We start from the raw sequence: 22,813 nt of genomic DNA on the forward strand, positions 1-22,813 counted from the left end.
AAATCTATGAGGACAACATTTTAGGAAAGCTGTCCGACAGCAGATACGCCACTCTGGACGCTCAATACGAAAAGGAACAGTCCGAGCTTAACGCCGAAATCTCTACTCTGGAAAAGGCTATCAAGAGCTACGAGAAGCACGAAAAGGACGCTGACCGTTTTATCGCTCTGATTGACAAGTATGAGAACTTCGACAAGCTGACGATTGCCATGCTCAATGAGTTTATTGAGAAAATCCTTGTGCATGAGCGTGACCGCAAGGGCAGTATTCAGACCACACAGGAGGTCGAGATTTACTTCAATTTCGTGGGTCGTTTCGTTCCCCCTGCGTTTGGCGAAGTGGAGCTTACCCCGGAGGAATTAGAGGAAATCCGCAAGCGTGAGGAACGCAAGGACAGGCTCCACCAGAACTACTTGAAGCGGAAAGCCAATGGTAAACAGAAAGAGTATGAGGAGCGCACGAAAGCCAAGAAAAAAGCGGAGATTGAAGCCAGAAAACAGGCAATCCGCACCGAGGATATTGCCAGAGGGGTATTTATCCCGGTGAGCAGTTTGCCGCAGCTGGGACCGAGAAAGGGAGCGTGATTTTATGAAAGAGTTGAAACCGAGAATCCATGAGAACGGTATGGACTATGTGTTGGTGGGCGACTACTATGTGCCGGACTTGAAGCTGCCGGAGGAACGCCGACCTATTGGGCATTGGGGACGCTTGCACCAGTCCTATCTGAAATTGCACCGTCCCATGCTTTACAACGAGCTAATTTTGTCCGGCAGCCTCCACACCGTCGTTGCCGATCTGAACGAGCAGGCGGCAGACAGGCTGGACTTGATTATCCGGCAGATGATGAAAGCCGAGGGCGTGACCGAAGCCATGAAAGCGGAAAATCAGATGTTATGGGTGCAGTCAATGAACTCCATCCGCTGCCGGGCAGAGGAAATCATCAAGACGGAACTAATCTACTGTTGAGAGAGGTAAAGCTATGATTTTGGAAGCCATGTATAATGGGGAGTTTTATCCCTGCGAGACAGTTGTACCTACATCACCGGAATACCGAAAGGCAGTCATAGCCTGTGAAAAGCTCATGGAGCAGTTGTCCCAGCGGCTCAGCAAAGAGGACTATGAGCTGGTGCAGGAACTCCGGGCGCAGACAGCAATCGCCCAATGTGAAGAAAGTGAAAGTCACTTCAAGTATGGCTTTTCCGCTGGGCTGATGTTCAGCAGGAAGCCCATGAACAAGTGCAGCAGAAGAAAGAAAAATGGATGAAGAAAGCCGCCTGAGCAGAAAGAAACTGTTCGGGCGGTTTCAGCATTCGCCAGTAGATTTATTCACACTCTTGTGATAAAATTTACTACAATCAAGAGCGTGATAGCACTAATTTTATGGGGGGATGCTTAATGAATAGAATTTTGAAAAAATTTTTACAGCGGGGTGTCGATTTAAGTCCTGTGGGAGTTGAACTCCGTGAGGATAATACAAATTATTTTTGTACCCCAAAAGGGGCATCGGTTTTTGGATGGGCAGGGATAGATGGTATCCACTTCTGTTTCATTCGTGGATTTGGAGAGATGGTTTTCTCTGTCAGCCCCATGAATACTTCTCCTGATTATGTTCATCCAGTAGCTGAAAATTTTACCGACTTTCTGCGGCTTATACTGGCTTGTGGTGATGTGGCGGCAGTGGAACAAGCGTGGATGTGGAACGAAGCACAGTTTGAAGCCTTTCTCAATGAAAACCCTACAACCCAGGAACAACAGCAAACTTTATCGGAAATTTCAGAGAAGATGAATTTGTTGCCTATGGAACAACCGTGGACATATATCAAAAACCTGCAATCTTCCTTTGATTACAGTCAGATTAAATACACAGAAGATTATTACGATAATGATATGACTTCAGAAGCAGAATTGGTTGCCCCTGAATGGAAGGTCTACTTTGATGGAGATTTCTGGGGACATCGAGGTAAAGACCGTGCCGGAAAAGAGATCAAGCTGGATAAACAATTCGATTGGGCTGGATATCATTGGGTAATTCCGGCAGCTTATTCATGTAGCAAAGGACTTGTCGTTGATTTTTGTATGCGAGTTGATTCAGAAAGCATCCGTGACTTCATGAAAAAATGGAATCTGGACTGGGAAAATGACTCATGTGAAAATTTTACCCGTGAGCAACAGATGCAGATGGAATGGGAAAACCCACTTTGTTTTAACTTCAAACCTTGCTTGAAGTTAAACGAGAAAATATTACAGACAACCCATGGCTGCGCTGTGAGCTTTAATCCTTGTCTGCCAGATGGCGTTATCAATGAGTTGGAAGCAAAATGGGCAATCGACCATTATGGGCTGGATAGTACTTATGGCTGGGTCATATGCAGAGACGTATTTCCTTGGGGAACCAAGCATCACCCTGAAATCAATAAACTTTTTCTTACAATGGAGCAGCAACCAGGACAAGTTCCAGGCTCACATTTCAAAGTTCACGCACCCGGAGATTCATTTATGTTTTCCCATCCTGTTAGCGGAATAACCCATACACTGACCGTGCAGGAAATAGAACAGCAGACAGTTCCTCAAAATAGTTTTGGTTCTGATCGCTGGATTTATCCGACACATTATATTGCCATGAGTTATACACTTACCCCTGAACCGATGGAGAACATTTCGGTTTTTGACTGTGATGAAGGCGATAGACCGATAGAAGTTACACCAGACGATCATTCGTTCCGTCCAGTTGGCAGTAGTTCCTGTTTTGTTGTTGGTGTTATTGGTGGTGCAGATGGTCCGACAGCAGTTATATATGGAACAAATTCACAAGAAAAACTTCATGCTGCTTGTTCTGCTCTGCACTTTGAACCGGTTGGTGATGATGTCGAGTGGCGTATCGTGTTCAATGTTACGCAGTTTGACAAAGAAACATTCCCAATTATCTAAAAATACCCTTAGAACTCTAAGGGCGCACTTCTATACTCTCTGTCGAGAGTAGTGCGTCCTGCGGAGCTTCATTCTCCGTCAGCAGAAGAAAACTGCATGACCGAGAATGTTGCGTCACTTCGTTCCGTCAAGGTGGCTACACCCCCTTGCGCCGCTAAAGCGGCTATCCCCTGTGGACTTGCCGTCCGCAAACGGTTTTGACAAACCGTTCGCCGCCAGCAAGTTTGAAAATCAAGAATCTTAATTTGATAAAGGAGTGTGATTCTATGAAAAAGAAATTACCCATAATCCTCTTGGGTGTTATTTTGGCTTGTGTGTTGGTTTTCGGTTTCCTTTATGCAAACAATGACATTGGTAAAACCGCAAACAGTTTAGAAGCAGACATTCGCCAATCTCAAAAAATTTTGGATGATTGGATTGTTGATGGAAGCATTTCCGACACAATGGCTGCATTTATTTCTTACCCACAGGACAAGACAGACCACACTTTTTCTGTCTATGTAAATCGCCCTGGCTTGTCTTTTGGATATTTCTTCCGTGGTGGTGGAGATATAGTTGAGGTTGATGATTACATTGCAGAGTTTGTTGTTGAGGGAAATAACGAAAGGGCATTTATCTCAATGAATACCCAAAATATTGTTCGACTTGAAGTAGATGATGGCAACGGCATTCAGGTGATTGATATTGATAGTGGCAAGCCTTTCGCCATTGTCCTGCCCCTCAATGTAGGAAACATCTGTTTCTATGATACGAATGGAAATGTTGTGGAATATCTTCGCCAACAACTTTGACCAACTTCAATTTACCGAACTGAACACAACAACTGAATACCGAAAAACTGACCGTTGACTGGTCGCAATGTGCGAAAAGTTGACGGTCTTTTTTTATCCCCATTTTCAAAAAAGGAGGTCACGAAAAATGGCAAAACCGAAAAACCTTGAACAGCTCCGAGCCGAAAAGGAACAGGTCGAGACACAGCTTGCACAGGAACAGCACAAGCTGGAGCGTCTGGAGAACAGAAAGAAGTATCTGGAGAAAGGCGAGAGACAAAAGCGCACCCACCGTCTTTGCAATCTGGGCGGCACGATTGAGAGCCTTGCCCCGGAGGTCAAAGATCTCACACGCACCGAAATGACAGAGCTGATGGAACAAATCTTTTCTTTGTCCGAAGTCCAGCGAGCCGTCCGTCACATGACGATTACCCACATCAGCCAAGCAAACAGAGAAAAGGAGTTGAGAGCCGATGGCACTATTTCATCTGAGCGTCACGCAGACTAAGCGAAGCGCAGGACAGTCCGCTATCGCTTCTGCTGCCTACCGAGCCGGGGAGCGATTGTATAGCGAGTATTACGGCGAATACAGCGACTACACCCGCAAGGGCGGCGTGATCTGCTCTGACATTCTCTTGCCGTCCCATGCACCGCCAGAATACGCAGACCGCCAAACCCTATGGAACGCCGTGGAAAAAGCCGAGCGTGGAAAGAACGCCCAGCTTGCATACAGCTTTGACATTGCCTTGCAGAATGAATTTTCCCTTGAGGAAAACATCGCTCTTGCAAGGCAATTTTTATTGGAGAACTTTGTGAGCCGGGGCATGGTGGTTGACTTCGCCGTACACCAGCCAGACCGGGAGGACGGCGGCATACCCAATCCGCATTTTCATGTGCTTTGCCCCATCCGCCCCATCGAGCAGAACGGCAAATGGGGACTAAAGCAACGCCGGGTGTACGAGCTGGACGAGGACGGCAACCGTATTCGAGACGCAAACGGAAAGTTTGTGTTCAACGCCGTTCCCACTACCGACTGGGGCAGTCCCGAAACGCTGGAATACTGGCGGCAGACATGGGCGGAGCTATGCAACGCCAAGTTTGCGGAAAAGGGGCTTGACGTTCGTATCGACCACCGAAGCTATGAGCGTCAGGGCGTGGAGCTTCTTCCCACCGTCCACGAGGGCGCAACCGTCCGGGCAATGGAGAAGAAAGGCATACGCACCGAGAAGGGCGAGTTCAACCGCTGGATCAAGGCAACCAATGCCGTTATCCGGGACATCAAGAAGAAAATCGCTCTCCTGTTCGATTGGATTGCCGAAGCAAAAGCAGAGCTTGCCAAGCCGCAGGCACCCGACCTTGTTTCTCTGCTGAACGCCTATTACACCCAGCGCAGAGCCGGGGCGTATTCGCAGAAAGGCAAGGTCAGCAATCTAAAGGAGATGAACGAGACTTTCAATTATCTCCGGGCAAACGGCATTTACTCCCTTGAAGATTTGGAAAGCCGTGTCAGCGAACACAGTGCTGCCACAGAGAGCTTGAAGAAAACGCTGGACGAACAGACTGCCCGAATGAAAGCAATTAAGCAGCTCTATGACAGCTCCGCTGCTTTCCAGAGCTTGAAGCCTGTCTATGACGGCTTGCAGAAAATCAAGTTTGAGAAGCCCAGAGCCAAGTACAAGGCAGAGCATGAAGCGGAACTGAAACAGTTCTACGCCGCCAGACGAAAGCTGACCGGGGAGTTCCCAGACGGCAAGGTGGATATGAAAAAGCTGTCCGACGAGTATGACGAGCTGGAACAGGCGCACAACACCACCTATGGCGAGTTTAAGACCGTCAGAGACGATTTACACCGCCTTTGGAAGGTCAAGTCATGTGTAGATACTGCCGCCCGATTTAACGAGCGTACAGAGGAACAAAAGCTCCAAAATCGACCCCAAACACGACAGAAAAAGGAGGAACTATCCCGATGAATTACACCCAAGCACAGATTGACCGGGCAAACGCCGTCAGTCTGGAAGATTTTCTCCGCACACAGGGAGAGACACTTATCAAAAGCGGACGGGAATACCGTTGGAAAGAACATGACAGCCTGACCGTCCGGGGAAACAAGTGGTTTCGCCACAGCCAGAGCAAGGGCGGCTATCCCATTGATTTCGTCATGGAGTTTTACGGCAAGTCCTTTCCCGAAGCTGTTCAGATGTTGACAGGCGAAAACGGCGAGGGACAGACCGAAGCCACCACAGCACCGCCCACAGCGTTTCACTTGCCCTTGCACAACAGGACAGCCGACAGAGCAATCCAATATCTCACAGAAAGCCGAGGTCTCAACAAAACGCTTGTTGAGGCTTTTCTTCTTTCCGGGGATATTTACGAGGACGCAAAGCGGCACAATGTTGTGTTTGTCGGCAGAGACCGAAGCGGTACACCGAGATACGCCCATGTGCGAGGAACGGCAGACCCATTCAGACAGGACATTGCCGGGTCTGACAAATCCTATCCGTTCCGACACGAGGGTAATGGCAATCAGCTCTTTGTCTTTGAAGCGCCGATAGACCTTTTGTCCTTTATCTGCCTTTATCCGCAGGATTGGCAGACAAGGAGCTATCTTGCCCTGAGCGGCGTTTCAGGCAAAGCCCTTGACCGTTTCCTTTCTGAACGCAAGGACACCCGAAAAGTGTTCCTCTGCCTTGACAGCGACACCGCAGGAAGTGAAGCCTGCACCAGGCTGGCACAGGACATTCCCGGCGAGATCGCCGTCATTCGCCTTGTCCCGGCAAGGAAAGACTGGAACGATGTTCTCCGTCAGCAAGGGGACATTCCCAGCCGCAAATTCATAGCCGAGACAATCACGCTGCGAGAGCTGCCCACCGCCCAGCCTGTCCCAATGCTCCGCATGGCAGATGTGGAGCTGACGAGCGTGGATTGGCTATGGTTTCCCTATATCCCCTTTGGAAAGCTGACGATTATACAGGGCAACCCCGGCGAGGGCAAGACCTACTTTGCCATGCGTCTTGCGGCGGCTTGCACCAACCGAAAGCCTTTACCCGGTATGGAGACCCTTGAGCCTTTCAACATCATCTACCAGACCGCAGAGGACGGTCTGGGCGATACCGTCAAGCCCCGACTGATAGAAGCAGACGCAGACCTTGAACGAGTGCTTGTCATTGACGATAGAGACACGCCGCTGACCCTTGCCGATGAACGCATAGCAAGGGCAATCCGGGAAAACAGCGCAAGGCTGGTTATCATTGACCCGGTACAGGCTTTTCTGGGTGCAGATGTGGACATGAACAGAGCAAACGAGGTGCGCCCGATATTCCGCAGTCTGGGAGACATTGCACAGGCTACCGGGTGCGCTATCGTGCTGATCGGACACCTCAACAAAGCCGCAGGAACGCAAAGCACTTACCGGGGATTAGGGTCTATCGACATTACGGCGGCAGTCCGCAGTCTGCTCTTTATCGGCAAGCTGAAGGACAGCCCCACAACGAGGGTGCTGATCCATGAGAAAAGCTCCCTTGCGCCGCCCGGACAGTCCATTGCCTTTTCTCTGGGAGACGAGAAAGGGTTTGCGTGGATAGGAGCTTATGACATTACCGCTGACGAGCTTCTTGCCGGGACGGACACCGCCAAGACCGAGAGCAAGACCGCACAGGCGCAAATGCTCATTCTGGAACTGCTTGCGGACGGAAAGCGTATGCCGAGCGCAGAACTGGAAAAGGCAGTCAATGAGCGTGGGATTTCCTCACGCACCATGAGAACGGCAAAGAGCCGTATCGGGGACAGACTTGTGACCGAGAAAGACGGCACAGCATGGGTCTGCTATCTCCGAGACTGACAACAGGAACACGGCAAGCATGGCAAAGACGGCAAGGTTTTTATAGATACCTTAATGTTGCCGCCTTGCCTTGTTCCCTCATACCGACACCGCTCGATGATGAACAGTCACCGGGCATTTTTCATTTACAGGAGGATTTTGAATGAACAATACCGCAACCAACACCGCCACTTGCCCGACTGTCAGAAAGCAGATCGGCAAAACAACCTATATCGTCCGTGTCCATTTCAGCCAGACCGCAAAAGAGACGATGGAGGACAAAATCAAGCGTCTGCTCCGTGAGGAAGTCCGCAAAATGTGACTTCTTTTTGAATTTGATGAAAAAGTCCTTGACTTTTCGTCTCTGGCAAAACTGCAAAATCGATTTTGATTTCCTGTGGTGCCAGACTTGCACCATTTGATATTCAGGAACTAAGAGAAATCATGTCCTATGACGAAATGGAACTGGATATGATCGGTGATCAGAGAACAGCCATGTTTGTCATCATCAGCGATACAGATGACACATTCAACTTTGTGGTAGCGATCATGTACACCCAGCTCTTTAACCTGCTTTGTGATAAAGCGGATGATGAGCATGGAGGCAGGCTTCCCTATCATGTACGGTTGCTTCTTGATGAGTTCAGCAATATCGGACAGATTCCCAAATTCGACAAATTGATTGCTACGATCCGAAGCAGGGAAATCTCGGCTTCTATCATCTTGCAGTCACAATCTCAGCTGAAAACCATCTATAAGGATGCTGCTGAGACAATCACAGGCAATTGTGACACCGTTCTTTTCCTGGGCGGAAAGGAAAGTTCCACACTGAAAGAAATATCAGAAACCCTGGGAAAGGAAACCATTGATCTTTACAACACATCAGATACCAGAGGCAGCAACCGGTCCTATGGACTGAACTATCAAAAGACTGGAAAGGAGCTGATGAGTAGAGATGAGCTGGCGGTCATGGATGGAGAAAAATGTATCTTACAGCTTCGAGGAGTCCGTCCGTTTTTAAGCAACAAATATGACATCACAAAGCATAAACGGTACAAAGAGCTTGCCGATTTCAATAAGAATAATGCGTTTGATGTCGAAAAATATCTGGCACACCGACTGGTGATGTCGGAAGATACAGAATTTGAAATGTATGAAGTAACTGTAACACAAGAAGATGTATCAGCGATTGAAGCTGAGGAAGGTGAGGACTGATATGAAAGAAAGAATTCGAGCACCCTGTTGTTGAGCGGGGGTACAAAAAGGTCTGAATAAAAGGGAAAGGAGTAGAGCCAAACGCTTACAGACCATAAGAAAAAGCGTTTGTGCATACATTTGATTATGGCTTTTTTTAGCAGTGCAATCAATATCCTTCAGACACTGGTCGTTGCAATCGGTGCCGGTCTTGGTGTCTGGGGCGTAATCAACCTGATGGAAGGTTATGGAAACGACAACCCGGGTGCAAATGCTCATGTGCGGTAAAGTAATAAAAAGATTTAGGTAGCCGCCTTAACTATTCCTAAATAAGATAATATGCACAGTATTTTCTCGTAAATAGAAAATAAATTATTGCATTTTACCAATTATTATGTTAAAATGACAATGTAACAAAGAGCTATGTATTTTTAAGGAAAGGGAGGAACTTATGAATTTAAGAAAATCTATTTTAGCACTTTCAGTAGTAGCTGGAATTGTAGCTGCTCCAATGACTGTATTTGCCGCTCATACTCATAGTTGGGGTTCTTCCCAGTACTATGGATATGAAGATGAAATGCCTGGTATATATGATGACTGGGATAAATGTGCGACACGTCATGTATATAATTACAAACAATGTTTAATTTGTGGAGAAGTAAGCATTTATGAAGTTGAGACGATTGAAATGTCTCACAAATGGGTGAATGGTGCATGTGTATATTGCAACAAAGGTTACGCGAAAGAGATAAATTAACATAGTATCATTACCGGCAAGTTTATAATCAAAAAATAGAAAGCATTGAGAATATTTCAAAATTTCTTGAAAGTACTCTCAGTGCTTTCTTTGATAATATGAAAGGAGAAATAAATGCAAAAAAAACAACTTTCTGTATTAGTACTAATTATTTTATGCTTTTTATTAGGATGTAACAGAGAAACACCAAAAGATGAATCTCAACAAAATTATGAAGATGAATCTAATATTTCTAAAACAAATGGAGAAGAACTTGTAAATATAAACAGTGAATTGTTAGGTTCGACTCCTTTTGATATCCAAATCGATAAAACAGCATTGCAGACTAGAAAAGAAACAGAAACAGAAGTTACAATAAAGACAAATTTAACAGACTGGGGTTATACTGTTTCTTCTGAAAAAGGGAAAATATCTGATATAAATAAAAATTCATTCATATATATAGCACCTAAAGATGAGAGGGATGATACTATAAAAATACAATTATCGGACTATGAAAATGGCATATCATATGAATATACAATTCCACTTATTTTTGCGGGAAACAATGAACATTCTTTAGATAAATTCAAGGAAAATCTTTCAAGATTACCTAATAGTTAGTAAAGAGTCGATAGACTAAAGTACCACCATCCTCTTTTATTTCAACTGAATATCCATCCCGCCGCACCGCAGCGGCACATGAAGCAGTAAATCCGAAAAAGATTTGCTGCTTTTTTTGCGTCCATTTTTGGCAAATTTCCAAAAGTTCCGTATTAGACAGTGAAACCAAAAAAGGCTGCCATTTTTTTCAGACAGCGGGCAAAACGCAGCTTCCGAAACGCCTTATTGTCGGGAAAGACCGAGCCGCCGGAAAAGTTCTTGCCGGAAAGTCCGTCCATTCTGCTCTTTTGTGGTTTGTAGGGAGTAAGGGAAAAACGCCAGCCCGCAGCCTTTTATAAAAAAAGCTGGTTATAGATTTTCTGAAAAAGTGGCAGTAGCAAGTGAACGGCAGGCCGGCAGTTTCTTAGAGCAAGATTCTACCGAGGTGCCAAAATTCGCTTATCGCTCATTTTGCCCCTGCGGGAATCTTGTTGGGGAGTGCCTTCCCCAAACCCTGCTTATGCGGCTTGCGCCGCTGAAAAACCCCTCAAAATATTTTTCGGATTTTTCAAAAACAGTTCCGCTTCACACCCTGTTTTTCTCCTATTAGTGAGAGGACACCACGCACAGAAAGGAGGTCAACCACCTATGAAACGATACAACACGCCGCACCGCAGCCGGGTAGTCAAAACACGCATGACCGAGGAAGAATACGCCGAGTTTGCCCAGCGGCTTTCTGCTTACCACATGAGCCAAGCCGAGTTTATCCGGCAAGCCATAACCGGGGCAGCCATACGCCCCATCATAACCGTTTCCCCCATCAATGACGAGCTGCTTGCCGCTGTCGGGAAGCTGACCGCCGAATACGGGAGGATCGGCGGCAACTTAAACCAGATAGCCCGGACGCTGAACGAGTGGCACAGTCCCTATCCGCAGCTTGCCGGGGAGGTACGGGCGGCGGTTTCCGACCTTGCTGCCCTAAAGTTTGAAGTCTTGCAGAAAGTGGGTGACGCTGTTGGCAACATTCAAACATATCAGCTCTAAAAACGCCGACTATGGCGCAGCGGAAGCCTATCTCACATTTGAGCATGACGAGTTTACCATGAAAGCCACCCTTGATGAAAACGGGCGGCTGATACCGAGGGAGGATTACCGCATTTCTTCCCTCAACTGCGGGGGCGAGGATTTCGCTGTTGCCTGTATGCGAGCCAATCTCCGCTATGAGAAAAACCAAAAACGGGAAGATGTGAAAAGCCACCACTATATCATCAGCTTTGACCCACGGGACGGGACAGACAACGGCTTGACCGTAGACCGGGCGCAGGAGCTGGGCGAGCAGTTCTGCAAGGAGCATTTCCCCGGACACCAAGCCCTAATCTGCACCCACCCGGACGGGCATAACCACAGCGGGAATATCCATGTGCATATCGTCATCAACTCCCTGCGGATTTACGAAGTCCCGCTTCTGCCCTACATGGACAGACCAGCCGACACGCTGGAGGGCTGCAAGCACCGCTGCACCAACGCCGCTATGGAATATTTCAAGAGCGAAGTCATGGAAATGTGCCACCGGGAGGGGCTTTACCAAATCGACCTCTTGAACGGCAGCAAGGAACGGATAACCGAACGGGAATACTGGGCGGCAAAGAAAGGGCAGCTTGCCCTTGACAAAGAGAACGCCGCCAGAGAAGCCGCCGGACAGCCGACCAAGCCCACCAAGTTTGAAACGGACAAGGCGAAGCTGCGCCGGACGATACGGCAGGCACTTTCCCAAGCTGGCAGCTTTGACGAGTTTTCTTCCCTTTTGCTGCGGGAGGGTGTGACCGTCAAGGAGAGCCGGGGGCGGCTTTCCTACCTCACGCCGGACAGGACAAAGCCTATCACAGCCCGAAAGCTGGGGGACGATTTTGACAAGGCTGCTGTCCTTGCCCTGCTCACGCAGAACGCCCACAGAGCTGCCGAACAGACCAAAGCCATACCCGAATACCCTGCCGCAGTTAAAAAGCCGTTACAAGGGGAAAAAGCTGCAAAAACCACCCCGGCAGACAACACCTTGCAGCGCATGGTTGACCGGGAAGCCAAGCGAGCCGAGGGCAAGGGCGTGGGCTATGACCGCTGGGCGGCAAAGCACAACCTAAAGCAAATGGCAGCTACCGTTACCGCCTATCAGCAGTACGGCTTTTCCTCCCCGGAGGAACTGGACGAAGCCTGTTCTGCCGCCTATGCCGCCATGCAGGAAAGCCTTGCGTGGTTGAAGCAGGTGGAAAAGACGCTGAACGGGAAAAAGGAGCTGCAACGGCAGGTGCTTGCCTATTCCAAGACCCGCCCTGTCCGGGACGGGCTGAAACAGCAGAAAAACGCCAAAGCAAAAGCAGCCTACCGTCAGAAGCATGAAAGTGACTTTATCATAGCAGACGCAGCCGCCCGCTATTTCAGGGAGAACGGCATTTCCAAGCTGCCGAGCTATAAATCCCTGCAAGCAGAGATTGAAAGCCTTATCAAAGAGAAAAACAGCGGCTACAACGATTACCGGGCAAAACGGGAGGAGTACCGCCGCTTGCAGACTGTCAAGGGCAATATCGACCAGATTTTACGCCGGAGCGAGCCGCAGCGCAGAAAGGAGCAGAGCCATGAACGGTAATATCCCCCGCATGGACTACCGCCAGTACCGGGCAGCCCGCCGCCTTGTGCATGAGTGCTGCAACTATGACAGCGGGAACTGCCTGCTGTTGGAGGACGGCGAGCCTTGCGTGTGTGTACAGAGTATCAGCTATTCGCTGCTCTGCCGCTGGTTTACCGCCGCTGTCCTGCCCCTTGATGAAGCACTGGAAGCCGCCCTCTTGCGCCGGGGAAGCCGGAAACGCTGCGCTGTCTGCGGGGCGTTCTTCTTCCCAAAATCCAACCGGGGGAAATACTGCCCGGACTGCGCCGGACGCATGAAGCGGATAAACGCCGCCAAACGGAAGCGGAAACAAAGGGAGAAATGTCACGCTTTAGGGCATTTCAAACCCGCATAAATCAAGGCTTTTTTGGAGGGTGTCAAAGGGTGCGTGATACATTTATCCTTTTCCCTTAAAAACGCCCCCTAAAAGCGTAACAGAACCCACAGACAGACACCACAAGGAGGTGAACCCTATCGCTGATTATATGACCGCAGGAACGGAGCTGCCCGCTTACCTGCCTTACCCCCGTTTCCTGCTGGAAACAGACCTATCCCACACCGCAAGAGAGTTATATGCGCTGCTGTTAGACCGTTCCACCCTTTCGCAGAAGAACGGCTGGCAGGACAGCGAGGGACGGACATACATTGTCTACCCCATAGCAGAGATAGCGGAAATGCTGGATAAAGGCTGCACCACCATAAAGGGCGCACTGAACGAACTGGACGCTGCCGGGCTGCTGGAACGCAGAAGGACGGGCTTTTCTGCCGCCAACCGTCTGTATGTGAAAGTGCCGCCTATCCCAGTGGTACAGTTTTCCGACCAACTGACGGACGGAAAACCGCCCCTCATAAGGGCGGGAAACCGACCAACTGACAGCCGGAAAACTGACCTTATGACGGTCGGAAAACCGTCCCCTAACCAAACTAATATAAACAACCTAATAGAGAGCCAAACAAAAGGAGCGAGTGAGGGGCAGCCCCCCGCCGCTTATGGCAGATATAAAAATGTATTTCTTTCTGACACAGAACTTTTGGAGCTGGAACAGGACTTCCCCGGCAAGTGGGAGTATTACCTTGACCGCCTTTCCTGCCACATCGCTTCCACCGGGAAGCAGTACCAGAGCCATGCAGCCACCATTTACAAGTGGGCGCAGGAGGACGCTGCCAAAGAGAAGCCAAAGAAAGGCATACCGGACTATTCATTCAAGGAGGGAGAAAGCCTATGACCGATACAATCCACAACACCATACTGCCTATGACCGACACCACAGCCGAGCCGGAGGATTACACCGGGGAGGACGGGCTTTTATACTGCGGCAAATGCCGGAAACCCAAAGAAGCCTATTTCCCGGAGGGCAAGACCTTTTTCGGGCGTGACCGCCACCCGTCAGAGTGCGACTGCCAGCGGGCAGCCCGTAAGGAACGGGAAGCCGCCGAGAAGCGGCGCAGCCACCTTGAAACGGTGGAACGGCTGAAACGGCAGGGCTTTACAGACAAGACCATGCAGGACTGGACATTTGCCAACGATAACGGCAGCTGCCCGCAGATGAAGAACGCCGCCGGATATGTGGCACGCTGGGAACAGATAAAGGACGGGAACTACGGGCTGCTCTTGTGGGGCAGGGTAGGCACTGGGAAAAGCTATTTTGCCGGGTGTATTGCAAACGCCCTCATGGAGCAGGAAGTCCCGGTGTGCATGACAAACTTTGCAGCAATATTAAACGACCTTGCCGCCAGCTTTGCGGGCAGGAACGAATATATTTCCCGCCTTTGCAGCTTCCCCCTGCTCATCATTGACGATTTTGGAATGGAGCGTGGCACAGAATACGGTCTGGAACAGGTCTACAATGTGATTGACAGCCGCTACCGGAGCAGGAAGCCGCTGATTGTGACGACCAACCTCACGCTGGAGGAATTGCAGCACCCGGAGGACACCGCCCACGCCCGGATTTATGACCGCCTGCTTGAAATGTGTTCCCCTCTCTGCTTTACCGGGGAGAATTTGAGGAAAGCCGCCGCACAGGGAAAAATGGAACAGCTGAAACGGCTGCTTGCCGGAAAGGAGATTTGCCTATGACCGACACCCAGAGAAACAAACGCCCTGCCCGCCGCCCGGACTGCGTGACCGAAACGAGGATAGGCAACACAATCCTTGTGGTGTCTGGCTTTTTCAAGGAGGGGGCGACCGACACCGCCGCTGACAAGATGATGAAAGTGCTGGAAGCAGAAGCCGCCGCCGGATATTTGACCTGTGATAAGCCTGATTGAAAAACCGTCATTTTTACCGACCGTAAAGAAGCAGATTTGACGCTTTTGCCGCTATACAGACAGCCGCCCCATGTGGTACAATCAAGGTACGGAATAGTGGGGCTGGCTGTCGGAAACGGAGGAATTTATGTTAAGACAGACCACCCAGCAACTCATTACCGCCCTTTACCCAAGACTGTCCCATGAGGACGAGCTGCAAGGCGAGAGCAATTCCATTTCCAACCAAAAGAGGATTTTGGAAACCTATGCCAAACAGAATGGATTTTCTAATCTGCGCTGGTACACCGACGACGGTTATTCCGGTGCGAACTTTCAAAGACCCGGATTTCAAGCCATGCTTGCAGACATTGAAGCAGGGAAAGTCGGGACAGTTATCGTCAAGGATATGTCGAGGTTAGGGCGAAACTACTTACAGGTGGGAATGTACACAGAAATGATTTTCCCACAGAAAGGTGTCCGCTTCATCGCTATCAATGACGGAGTGGACAGCGCACAGGGGGAAAATGATTTTGCCCCGCTGCGGAACATTTTTAACGAATGGCTGGTGAGAGATACGAGCAAGAAAATCAAGGCAGTAAAACGCTCTAAGGGCATGAGCGGAAAGCCCATCACAAGCAAGCCCGTCTATGGCTACCTCATGGACGAGGACGAAAACTTTATCATTGACGAGGAAGCCGCCCCGGTGGTACGGCAGATTTACAGCCTTTGCCTTGCCGGGAACGGTCCGACCAAGATAGCCCGTATGCTGACCGAGCAGCAAATCCCCACGCCGGGGACGCTGGAATACCGCAGGACGGGCAGCACCCGCCGCTACCACCCCGGCTATGAGTGCAAGTGGGCGACCAATACCGTGGTTCATCTGCTGGAAAACCGGGAATATACGGGCTGTCTGGTAAACTTTAAGACCGAGAAGCCGTCCTACAAGCTGAAACACAGCATAGAAAATCCCCCGGAAAAGCAGGCGGTTTTTGAGAACCACCATGAGCCTATCATTGACCGGGAAACGTGGGAACGGGTGCAGGAGTTACGCAAGCAGCGCAAACGCCCCAACCGTTATGACGAAGTGGGCTTGTTCTCCGGCATACTCTTTTGTGCCGACTGCGGCAGCGTCATGTACCAGCAGCGATACCAGACGGACAAGCGCAAGCAGGACTGTTATATCTGCGGAAGCTACAAGAAACGCACCGCCGACTGCACAGCGCACTTTATCCGCACTGACCTCTTGACCGCTGGCGTACTCTCCAATCTGCGGAAAGTTACCAGCTATGCGGCAAAGCATGAAGCCCGGTTTATGAAGCTTTTAATCGAGCAGAATGAGGACGGGGACAGACGCAGGAACGCCGCCAAGAAAAAGGAGCTGGAAGCCGCCGAGAAACGCATAGCCGAGTTATCTGCTATCTTCAAGCGGCTGTATGAGGACAGCGTAACCGGGCGCATATCGGACGAGCGTTTCACAGAGCTGTCGGCAGACTATGAAGCCGAGCAGAAAGAACTGAAAGAACGTGCCGCCAGACTGCGGGAAGAACTTTCCAAAGCGCAGGAAGCCACCGCAAACGCTGAAAAGTTTATGAATGTGGTACGCAGGCACACTACCATTGAAGAACTTACCCCTACTCTGCTGCGGGAGTTTGTGGAGAAAATCGTTGTCCATGAAAGCGTTGCCCTTGACGGGAAACGCCGGGGCAAGTTACGCAGACAGGAAATCGAAATCTATTATTCTTTTGTCGGCAAGGTAGAACTGCCCGACACCTAACCGCCCGACCTATCCGACATACCTCATGTGCCGGATAGGAACGGCAAAATTTTTTACACTTCTATTACTTCTTTATCACACATAAGCAAAAAGCCAGGGCATCAAGCAGCTCATGGCCGGTGCTGGTGTAGCCGTTGTTGGCATGGTCCTTGTACCTCTGCTCTCCGGGCTGTTCTCTGTCTAAGCGTTCCTGCATGAAATCCTTGCCGCTCCCGCAGCTCTGCGGGGGCGGCGGAAAGGAGGTTGACACCGTATGGATTTCTTACTTGAAGCCCTGACGAATTGGCTGAAAGAAATGCTGGTGGGCGGTATTATGAGCAACCTTTCGGGGATGTTTGACAGCGTAAACCAACAGGTCGCGGATATATCCGTACAGGTAGGACAGACCCCACAGGGATGGAATGGCAGTATTTTCAATATGATTGAGAATCTGTCAAACTCCATCATGGTGCCGATTGCAGGTGTGATCCTGGCTATCGTGATGACCGTAGACCTGATCCAGATGATTGCAGACAAGAACAACCTGCATGATGTGGATACCTGGATGATTTTCAAGTGGGTGTTCAAATCAGCTGCCGCCATCCTCATTGTCACAAACACATGGAATATCGTGATGGGCGTCTTTGATATGGCGCAGAGCGTGGTGGCGCAGGCGGCAGGGATTATCAATTCGGATGCGTCCATTGACATTTCCTCAGTTATGACCGATCTGGAACCGAGGCTGATGGAAATGGATTTGGGACCGCTGTTCGGACTGTGGTTCCAATCCCTCTTTATTGGCATTACCATGTGGGCGTTGTATATCTGTATCTTTATCGTTATTTATGGCCGTATGATCGAGATCTACCTTGTAACTTCGGTGGCTCCCGTTCCAATGGCTGCAATGATGGGCAAAGAATGGGGCGGTATGGGACAGAATTACCTCCGATCCCTGCTGGCACTGGGCTTTCAGGCGTTTCTCATTATTGTCTGCGTGGCAATTTATGCTGTGCTGGTGCAGAACATCGCTCTGGAAGATGACATCATCATGGCAATCTGGAGCTGCGTGGGCTACACCGTACTGCTATGTTTTACGCTGTTCAAAACCGGCAGTCTCGCCAAATCAGTCTTTCAGGCGCACTAAAACGGAAGGAGGTTTCTACATTGGCTTATGTACCCGTACCCAAGGACTTAACAAAAGTCAAAACAAAGGTCATGTTCAATCTGACCAAGCGGCAGCTTATCTGCTTCACGGGCGGAGCGCTTATTGGCGTACCGCTTTTCTTTTTGCTCAGAAAACCTACCGGAAACAGTGTAGCGGCTATGTGTATGATGCTGGTTATGCTGCCCTTCTTTATGCTGGCTATGTACGAAAAGCATGGACAGCCCCTAGAAAAGATCGTGGGCAACATTCTCAAAGTAGCTGTGATCCGTCCAAAGCAGCGACCTTACCAGACCAACAACTTTTATGCCGTATTAAAGCGGCAGGAAATGCTCGATAAGGAGGTGTATGACATTGTTCACCGCAATAAAAAAATGGCTGCATCGGATGTTCGGAAAAACCGAGGAAAAAACTGTGCGGCCGGTAAAGACAAAGAAAAAGCTGTCTCGCGCCGATAAGAAGCAGATCGAAGCGGCCATTGCCCTCGCTAACCGCACGGACAAAAAAGGAAAATCTGCGCAGGACAGTATCCCTTATGAACGGATGTGGCCGGACGGAATCTGCCGCGTATCGGACAGCCACTACACAAAGACCATCCAGTTTCAGGACATCAACTATCAGCTCTCCCAAAACGAAGATAAGACGGCAATCTTTGAGGGTTGGTGTGATTTCCTCAATTATTTTGATAGCTCGATTCATTTCCAGCTGTCTTTTTTGAACCTTGCGGCATCGGAGGAGACCTTTGCTAACTCCATTTCCATCCCGCCCCAGAGGGACGCCTTTGACAGTATCCGCGAGGAATACACCACAATGCTGCAAAATCAGCTGGCCAGAGGTAACAACGGTCTCATCAAGACCAAATACCTGACCTTTGGTATCGACGCGGACAGCATCAAAGCCGCCAAGCCCCGTCTGGAGCGTATTGAGACCGATATACTTAATAACTTCAAGCGTCTTGGTGTAGCTGCCAGAACGCTGGACGGTAAAGAAAGGCTTTTTCAGCTTCATGCGGTATTCCACATGGATGAACAACTTCCGTTTCAGTTTGAATGGGACTGGCTGGCTCCTTCCGGTCTGTCCACAAAGGATTTTATTGCACCAAGCTCCTTTGAGTTCCGCACCGGCAAGCAGTTCCGTATGGGTAAGAAATACGGGACTGTTTCTTTTTTGCAGATTCTCGCACCGGAACTGAATGACCGTTTGCTGGCTGATTTTCTGGATATGGAAAGCTCGCTCATTGTGAGTATGCACATTCAGTCGGTGGATCAGGTGAAAGCCATCAAAACGGTAAAACGGAAGATTACCGACCTGGACCGCAGCAAGATCGAGGAACAGAAAAAAGCAGTCCGTGCCGGATACGACATGGACATCATTCCATCTGACCTTGCTACCTACGGCAGTGAAGCGAAAAAACTCTTGCAGGATTTGCAGAGCCGCAATGAGAGAATGTTCCTTTTGACCTTTCTGGTGTTGAACACAGCGGACAATCCCCGTCAGCTTGGCAACAACATCTTTCAGGCAGGCTCTATTGCCCAGAAGTATAACTGTCAGCTGACCAGGCTGGACTTCCAGCAGGAAGAAGGGCTGATGAGCTGTCTGCCTCTGGGTCTCAATCAGATTGAGATTCAGCGAGGACTGACCACCAGTTCCACAGCTATCTTTGTGCCCTTTACTACGCAGGAACTGTTCCAGAACGGGAAAGAAGCCCTGTACTACGGCATCAATGCTCTGTCCAACAACCTCATTATGGTGGACAGAAAGCTGCTGAAAAACCCCAACGGCCTGATTCTGGGTACGCCGGGTTCCGGTAAGTCCTTCAGCGCAAAACGAGAAATTGCCAACTGCTTTTTGCTTACCAGTGATGATGTCATTATCTGTGACCCGGAAGCGGAGTACGCACCTCTTGTTGAGCGTCTGCATGGGCAGGTCATCAAGATCTCACCTACTTCAACCAACTATATCAATCCGATGGATCTGAATCTGGACTATTCGGATGATGAAAGCCCGCTGTCACTCAAGTCTGACTTTATCCTCAGCTTGTGTGAGCTGATCGTGGGCGGTAAGGAGGGCTTGCAGCCGGTGCAGAAAACCATTATTGACCGTTGTGTGCGCCTGGTCTATCAGACCTATCTCAATGACCCGCGCCCGGAGAATATGCCCATACTGGAGGATTTGTATAACCTGCTTCGGGAACAGGAGGAAAAGGAAGCCCAGTATATCGCTACGGCTCTTGAAATCTATGTAACCGGCTCCCTCAATGTGTTCAACCACCAAAGCAATGTGGACATTGATAACCGGATTGTCTGCTATGACATCAAAGAACTGGGCAAGCAGCTTAAAAAAATCGGTATGCTGGTAGTTCAAGATCAGGTGTGGAACCGCGTTACCATCAACCGTGCCGCCCACAAGTCCACCCGTTACTACATCGACGAGATGCACCTGCTTTTGAAGGAGGAGCAGACCGCCGCCTATACGGTGGAAATCTGGAAGCGATTCAGAAAATGGGGCGGTATTCCGACAGGTATCACCCAGAATGTCAAAGACCTTTTGAGCAGCCGCGAGGTAGAGAACATCTTTGAAAACTCGGACTTCGTGTATATGCTTAACCAGGCAGGCGGAGACCGCCAGATTTTGGCGAAGCAACTGGGGATTTCCACGCACCAGCTTAGCTATGTGACCCACTCCGGTGAGGGCGAGGGCCTGCTGTTCTATGGCTCCACGATCCTGCCGTTTGTAGACCACTTCCCGAAGAACACCGAACTTTACCGCATTATGACTACCAAACCCCAGGAACTGAAAAAGAAGGAGGATGAATGATGATGAACCCCAACATTTTGAATAAAAATCCGCTGATGTTTTTTGACAGGGCGGTAAATGCCCAACGCAGCCAGCTGCTTACAGTCATGGCCGATGCGGTAAGTGAGTGCCGCACGGCGGCAGATCAGGCAGCCGAACTGAATGAGACCGGTCAGGTGGGGCTGCTCCGTCTGGCAGAGGTCTGGAGCACCATCCGTGCCAAGGAAGGTATGGGTGGTCTGGTTCTGGAAGGAACCGAAGCGAAGATCCTGTCCGATGTGGTGGCACAGTTTTATGCCTACCTGTCCGGCTGTATGTTCAACGATCCGGTGGGAATGGCCATTTATGCAGAGCTGCACTACATGATGTCCTCCCTCATGCTGGGAGAATGGTTTGAATAAGGAACCGCGTCTGCGCTTTACTGATGAGGAACGGTCTGACCCTGCACTGGAAAAGCCGATCCGTAAAGCGGAGAAAGCTGCGGCCAGAGCAGATAAGGCGCAGGCCAATATCCCAAAGGAAAAGGTCAGGCAGACGGTCATTGACCCGGATACCGGAAAAAAGACCTCGAAGCTGACCTTTGAGGACAAGAAAAAGCCACCTTCCAAAGTTTCTCAAGGAGTCAGGGAAGCTCCCGTCCATCTGGTTGCGGGCAAGCTCCACAAAGAGATCCGGGAAACAGAGCAGGACAACGTGGGTGTGGAAAGCGCTCATAAGTCCGAGGAAGCGGTGGAGACCGGCGCTTATCTGGTGCGGGAGGGCTATCACAGCCACAAGCTGAAGCCGTACCGCAAAGTAGCACAGGCAGAGCGCCAACTGGAAAAGGCAAATGTAAATGTTCTGTACCAGAAATCTTTGCAGGAAAATCCCCAGTTTGCCAGCAATCCGCTTTCCCGCTGGCAGCAAAAGCAGGCCATCAAAAGGCAGTATGCCGCCGCCAAACACACCGGTCAGACTGCCGGAAATACCGCCCAGGCTGTATCCAAAACCGGAAAAGCCGCAAGGACGGTAAAAGAAAAGGTACAGCAGGCAGGGGCATTCGTCATGCGCCACAAGAAGGGTTTCCTGATGTCAGGGGTTTTGTTCCTCATTACCTGTATGCTGATGAATACCATGTCCTCCTGCTCCATGATGGCGCAGAGCATCGGTTCCGTTCTCTCCGGCACCACCTATCCGTCGGATGACCCGGAAATGCTGGCGGTGGAGGCAGATTATGCAGCCAAAGAAGCCCAGTTGCAGGAGGAAATCGACAACATAGAAAGCAGCCACCCAGGGTATGACGAGTATCGCTATGACCTTGGTATGATCGGTCATGACCCTCATGAGCTGGCAGCATTTCTGTCTGCCGTCTTGCAAGGTTACACCCAGCAGAGCGCTCAGGCAGAGCTGGCGCGTGTGTTTGCAGCACAGTATCAGCTGACGCTTACTGAGGAAGTGGAGATTCGCTACCGCACGGAGACCTCCACCGACCCGGAGACCGGCGAGACCACCTCAGAAGAAGTCCCCTATGAGTATTACATTTTGAATGTGAAACTCACCAGCAAGCCCATTTCCGCTGTGGCGTCGGAGTTACTGACCTCGAAGCAGATGGAAATGTATCAGGTTTACCGGCAGACCATGGGCAATAAACCGCTGTTGTTTGGCGGTGGTTCCCCTGACATGAGCAATTCCGAGGACTTGACCGGTGTACAGTTCGTAAATGGAACCCGTCCCGGAAATCCGCAGTTGGTGGAGCTGGCCAAGCGTCAGGTCGGCAATGTGGGCGGCTATCCTTATTGGAGCTGGTATGGCTTTGACAGCCGCGTGGAGTGGTGCGCCTGCTTTGTATCCTGGTGTTATAACCAGGCTGGAAAAAGTGAGCCGCGCTTTGCAGGCTGTGAGTGGCAGGGCGTCCCGTGGTTCCAGTCTCATGGACAATGGGGTGCAAGAGGCTATAACAATCTGGCTCCCGGAGATGCAATTTTCTTTGATTGGGATTTAGATGGGACAGCAGACCATGTGGGTATCGTGATCGGTACGGATGGCAGCCGTGTTTATACGGTGGAGGGAAATTCCGGCGATGCCTGCAAGATCAAAAGTTATGACCTGAATTATCAAAGTATTAAGGGCTACGGCCTGATGAACTGGTAACAGACTTTGTGGAAA

General features: G+C 50.0%; 23 protein-coding genes and 3 pseudogenes. All 26 read left to right on the forward strand.

The window, feature by feature from the left end:
* On the forward strand, positions 1 to 584 hold a 584-nt coding region (locus ABCW45_RS16165; RefSeq protein ID WP_343221182.1), incomplete at its 5' end, for a DUF4368 domain-containing protein.
* A gap of 4 nt (positions 585 to 588) precedes the next feature.
* A complete protein-coding gene (locus ABCW45_RS16170; protein WP_021630767.1) occupies positions 589 to 966 on the forward strand; it encodes a TnpV protein in 378 nt (125 codons plus the stop codon).
* Positions 967 to 979: 13 nt separating this feature from the next.
* A complete protein-coding gene (locus tag ABCW45_RS16175; protein WP_021630766.1) occupies positions 980 to 1,264 on the forward strand; it encodes a DUF6809 family protein in 285 nt (94 codons plus the stop codon).
* Between the two features lie 131 nt (positions 1,265 to 1,395).
* Complete coding sequence (locus ABCW45_RS16180; RefSeq protein ID WP_015573038.1) at positions 1,396 to 2,928, forward strand: hypothetical protein; 1,533 nt, start codon at positions 1,396 to 1,398, stop codon at positions 2,926 to 2,928.
* Between the two features lie 266 nt (positions 2,929 to 3,194).
* The gene (locus ABCW45_RS16185; RefSeq protein WP_015516227.1) at positions 3,195 to 3,719 is read left to right on the forward strand and encodes a hypothetical protein; all 525 of its coding nucleotides are present in this window, start codon (positions 3,195 to 3,197) and stop codon (positions 3,717 to 3,719) included.
* A 127-nt stretch (positions 3,720 to 3,846) separates the two neighbouring features.
* Positions 3,847 to 4,206, forward strand: coding sequence for a DUF3847 domain-containing protein (locus ABCW45_RS16190; protein ID WP_118296913.1), 360 nt, complete (start codon positions 3,847 to 3,849; stop codon positions 4,204 to 4,206).
* Positions 4,172 to 5,668: a MobQ family relaxase gene (mobQ, locus tag ABCW45_RS16195; RefSeq protein ID WP_118296912.1), complete on the forward strand. Its 1,497-nt coding sequence runs from the start codon at positions 4,172 to 4,174 to the stop codon at positions 5,666 to 5,668. The genes ABCW45_RS16190 and mobQ overlap by 35 nt, the downstream gene beginning before the upstream one ends.
* Positions 5,665 to 7,536, forward strand: a complete 1,872-nt coding sequence (locus tag ABCW45_RS16200) for an AAA family ATPase (RefSeq protein ID WP_343221183.1) — start codon at positions 5,665 to 5,667, stop codon at positions 7,534 to 7,536. Before mobQ ends, ABCW45_RS16200 begins: the two co-directional genes overlap by 4 nt.
* A 142-nt stretch (positions 7,537 to 7,678) precedes the next feature.
* Entirely contained in the window at positions 7,679 to 7,837 is a 159-nt protein-coding gene (locus ABCW45_RS16205) for a transposon-encoded TnpW family protein (protein WP_006428300.1), read from the forward strand.
* Positions 7,838 to 7,878: 41 nt separating this feature from the next.
* Positions 7,879 to 8,730: pseudogene (locus tag ABCW45_RS16210) on the forward strand (VirD4-like conjugal transfer protein, CD1115 family); the annotation flags it as partial.
* A 126-nt stretch (positions 8,731 to 8,856) separates the two neighbouring features.
* A pseudogene (locus ABCW45_RS16215) lies at positions 8,857 to 8,985 on the forward strand (Maff2 family mobile element protein); the annotation flags it as partial.
* A gap of 175 nt (positions 8,986 to 9,160) precedes the next feature.
* Positions 9,161 to 9,466 (forward strand): desmoglein-4, encoded by a 306-nt coding sequence (locus tag ABCW45_RS16220; protein WP_343221184.1) that lies wholly within the window; start codon positions 9,161 to 9,163, stop codon positions 9,464 to 9,466.
* Between the two features lie 114 nt (positions 9,467 to 9,580).
* Positions 9,581 to 10,069 (forward strand): hypothetical protein, encoded by a 489-nt coding sequence (locus ABCW45_RS16225; protein WP_002569239.1) that lies wholly within the window; start codon positions 9,581 to 9,583, stop codon positions 10,067 to 10,069.
* A gap of 627 nt (positions 10,070 to 10,696) precedes the next feature.
* The gene (locus tag ABCW45_RS16230; RefSeq protein WP_002594236.1) at positions 10,697 to 11,092 is read left to right on the forward strand and encodes a plasmid mobilization protein; all 396 of its coding nucleotides are present in this window, start codon (positions 10,697 to 10,699) and stop codon (positions 11,090 to 11,092) included.
* Positions 11,064 to 12,689: a relaxase/mobilization nuclease domain-containing protein gene (locus tag ABCW45_RS16235; RefSeq protein ID WP_002594235.1), complete on the forward strand. Its 1,626-nt coding sequence runs from the start codon at positions 11,064 to 11,066 to the stop codon at positions 12,687 to 12,689. Before ABCW45_RS16230 ends, ABCW45_RS16235 begins: the two co-directional genes overlap by 29 nt.
* Positions 12,679 to 13,065, forward strand: coding sequence for a cysteine-rich VLP domain-containing protein (locus ABCW45_RS16240; RefSeq protein ID WP_002594234.1), 387 nt, complete (start codon positions 12,679 to 12,681; stop codon positions 13,063 to 13,065). The genes ABCW45_RS16235 and ABCW45_RS16240 overlap by 11 nt, the downstream gene beginning before the upstream one ends.
* A gap of 109 nt (positions 13,066 to 13,174) precedes the next feature.
* Entirely contained in the window at positions 13,175 to 13,936 is a 762-nt protein-coding gene (locus ABCW45_RS16245) for a replication initiator protein A (protein ID WP_425518624.1), read from the forward strand.
* Complete coding sequence (locus ABCW45_RS16250) at positions 13,933 to 14,787, forward strand: ATP-binding protein (protein WP_002594232.1); 855 nt, start codon at positions 13,933 to 13,935, stop codon at positions 14,785 to 14,787. Before ABCW45_RS16245 ends, ABCW45_RS16250 begins: the two co-directional genes overlap by 4 nt.
* Complete coding sequence (locus ABCW45_RS16255; RefSeq protein ID WP_002594231.1) at positions 14,784 to 14,978, forward strand: transposon-encoded TnpW family protein; 195 nt, start codon at positions 14,784 to 14,786, stop codon at positions 14,976 to 14,978. Before ABCW45_RS16250 ends, ABCW45_RS16255 begins: the two co-directional genes overlap by 4 nt.
* Positions 14,979 to 15,105: 127 nt before the next feature.
* Positions 15,106 to 16,731, forward strand: a complete 1,626-nt coding sequence (locus tag ABCW45_RS16260; protein WP_002594230.1) for a recombinase family protein — start codon at positions 15,106 to 15,108, stop codon at positions 16,729 to 16,731.
* A gap of 85 nt (positions 16,732 to 16,816) precedes the next feature.
* Positions 16,817 to 16,915 (forward strand): annotated as a pseudogene (locus ABCW45_RS16265) (Maff2 family mobile element protein); the annotation flags it as partial.
* Positions 16,916 to 16,984: 69 nt separating this feature from the next.
* Complete coding sequence (locus ABCW45_RS16270) at positions 16,985 to 17,854, forward strand: VirB6/TrbL-like conjugal transfer protein, CD1112 family (RefSeq protein ID WP_002576236.1); 870 nt, start codon at positions 16,985 to 16,987, stop codon at positions 17,852 to 17,854.
* Between the two features lie 20 nt (positions 17,855 to 17,874).
* Positions 17,875 to 18,330 carry a PrgI family protein gene (locus ABCW45_RS16275; RefSeq protein WP_117920647.1) on the forward strand — a complete coding sequence of 152 codons (456 nt, stop codon included), beginning with the start codon at positions 17,875 to 17,877 and terminating at the stop codon, positions 18,328 to 18,330.
* A complete protein-coding gene (locus tag ABCW45_RS16280) occupies positions 18,287 to 20,689 on the forward strand; it encodes a VirB4-like conjugal transfer ATPase, CD1110 family (protein WP_343221186.1) in 2,403 nt (800 codons plus the stop codon). Before ABCW45_RS16275 ends, ABCW45_RS16280 begins: the two co-directional genes overlap by 44 nt.
* Positions 20,686 to 21,069, forward strand: a complete 384-nt coding sequence (locus ABCW45_RS16285) for a DUF3851 domain-containing protein (RefSeq protein WP_044024583.1) — start codon at positions 20,686 to 20,688, stop codon at positions 21,067 to 21,069. Before ABCW45_RS16280 ends, ABCW45_RS16285 begins: the two co-directional genes overlap by 4 nt.
* Entirely contained in the window at positions 21,062 to 22,798 is a 1,737-nt protein-coding gene (locus ABCW45_RS16290; RefSeq protein WP_343221187.1) for a C40 family peptidase, read from the forward strand. Before ABCW45_RS16285 ends, ABCW45_RS16290 begins: the two co-directional genes overlap by 8 nt.
* The last annotated feature ends 15 nt before the right edge of the window (positions 22,799 to 22,813 follow it).

Source organism: Pilosibacter fragilis (assembly GCF_032490495.1).
In the GTDB taxonomy this organism is placed as follows: Bacteria; Bacillota; Clostridia; order Lachnospirales; family Lachnospiraceae; genus Pilosibacter; species Pilosibacter fragilis.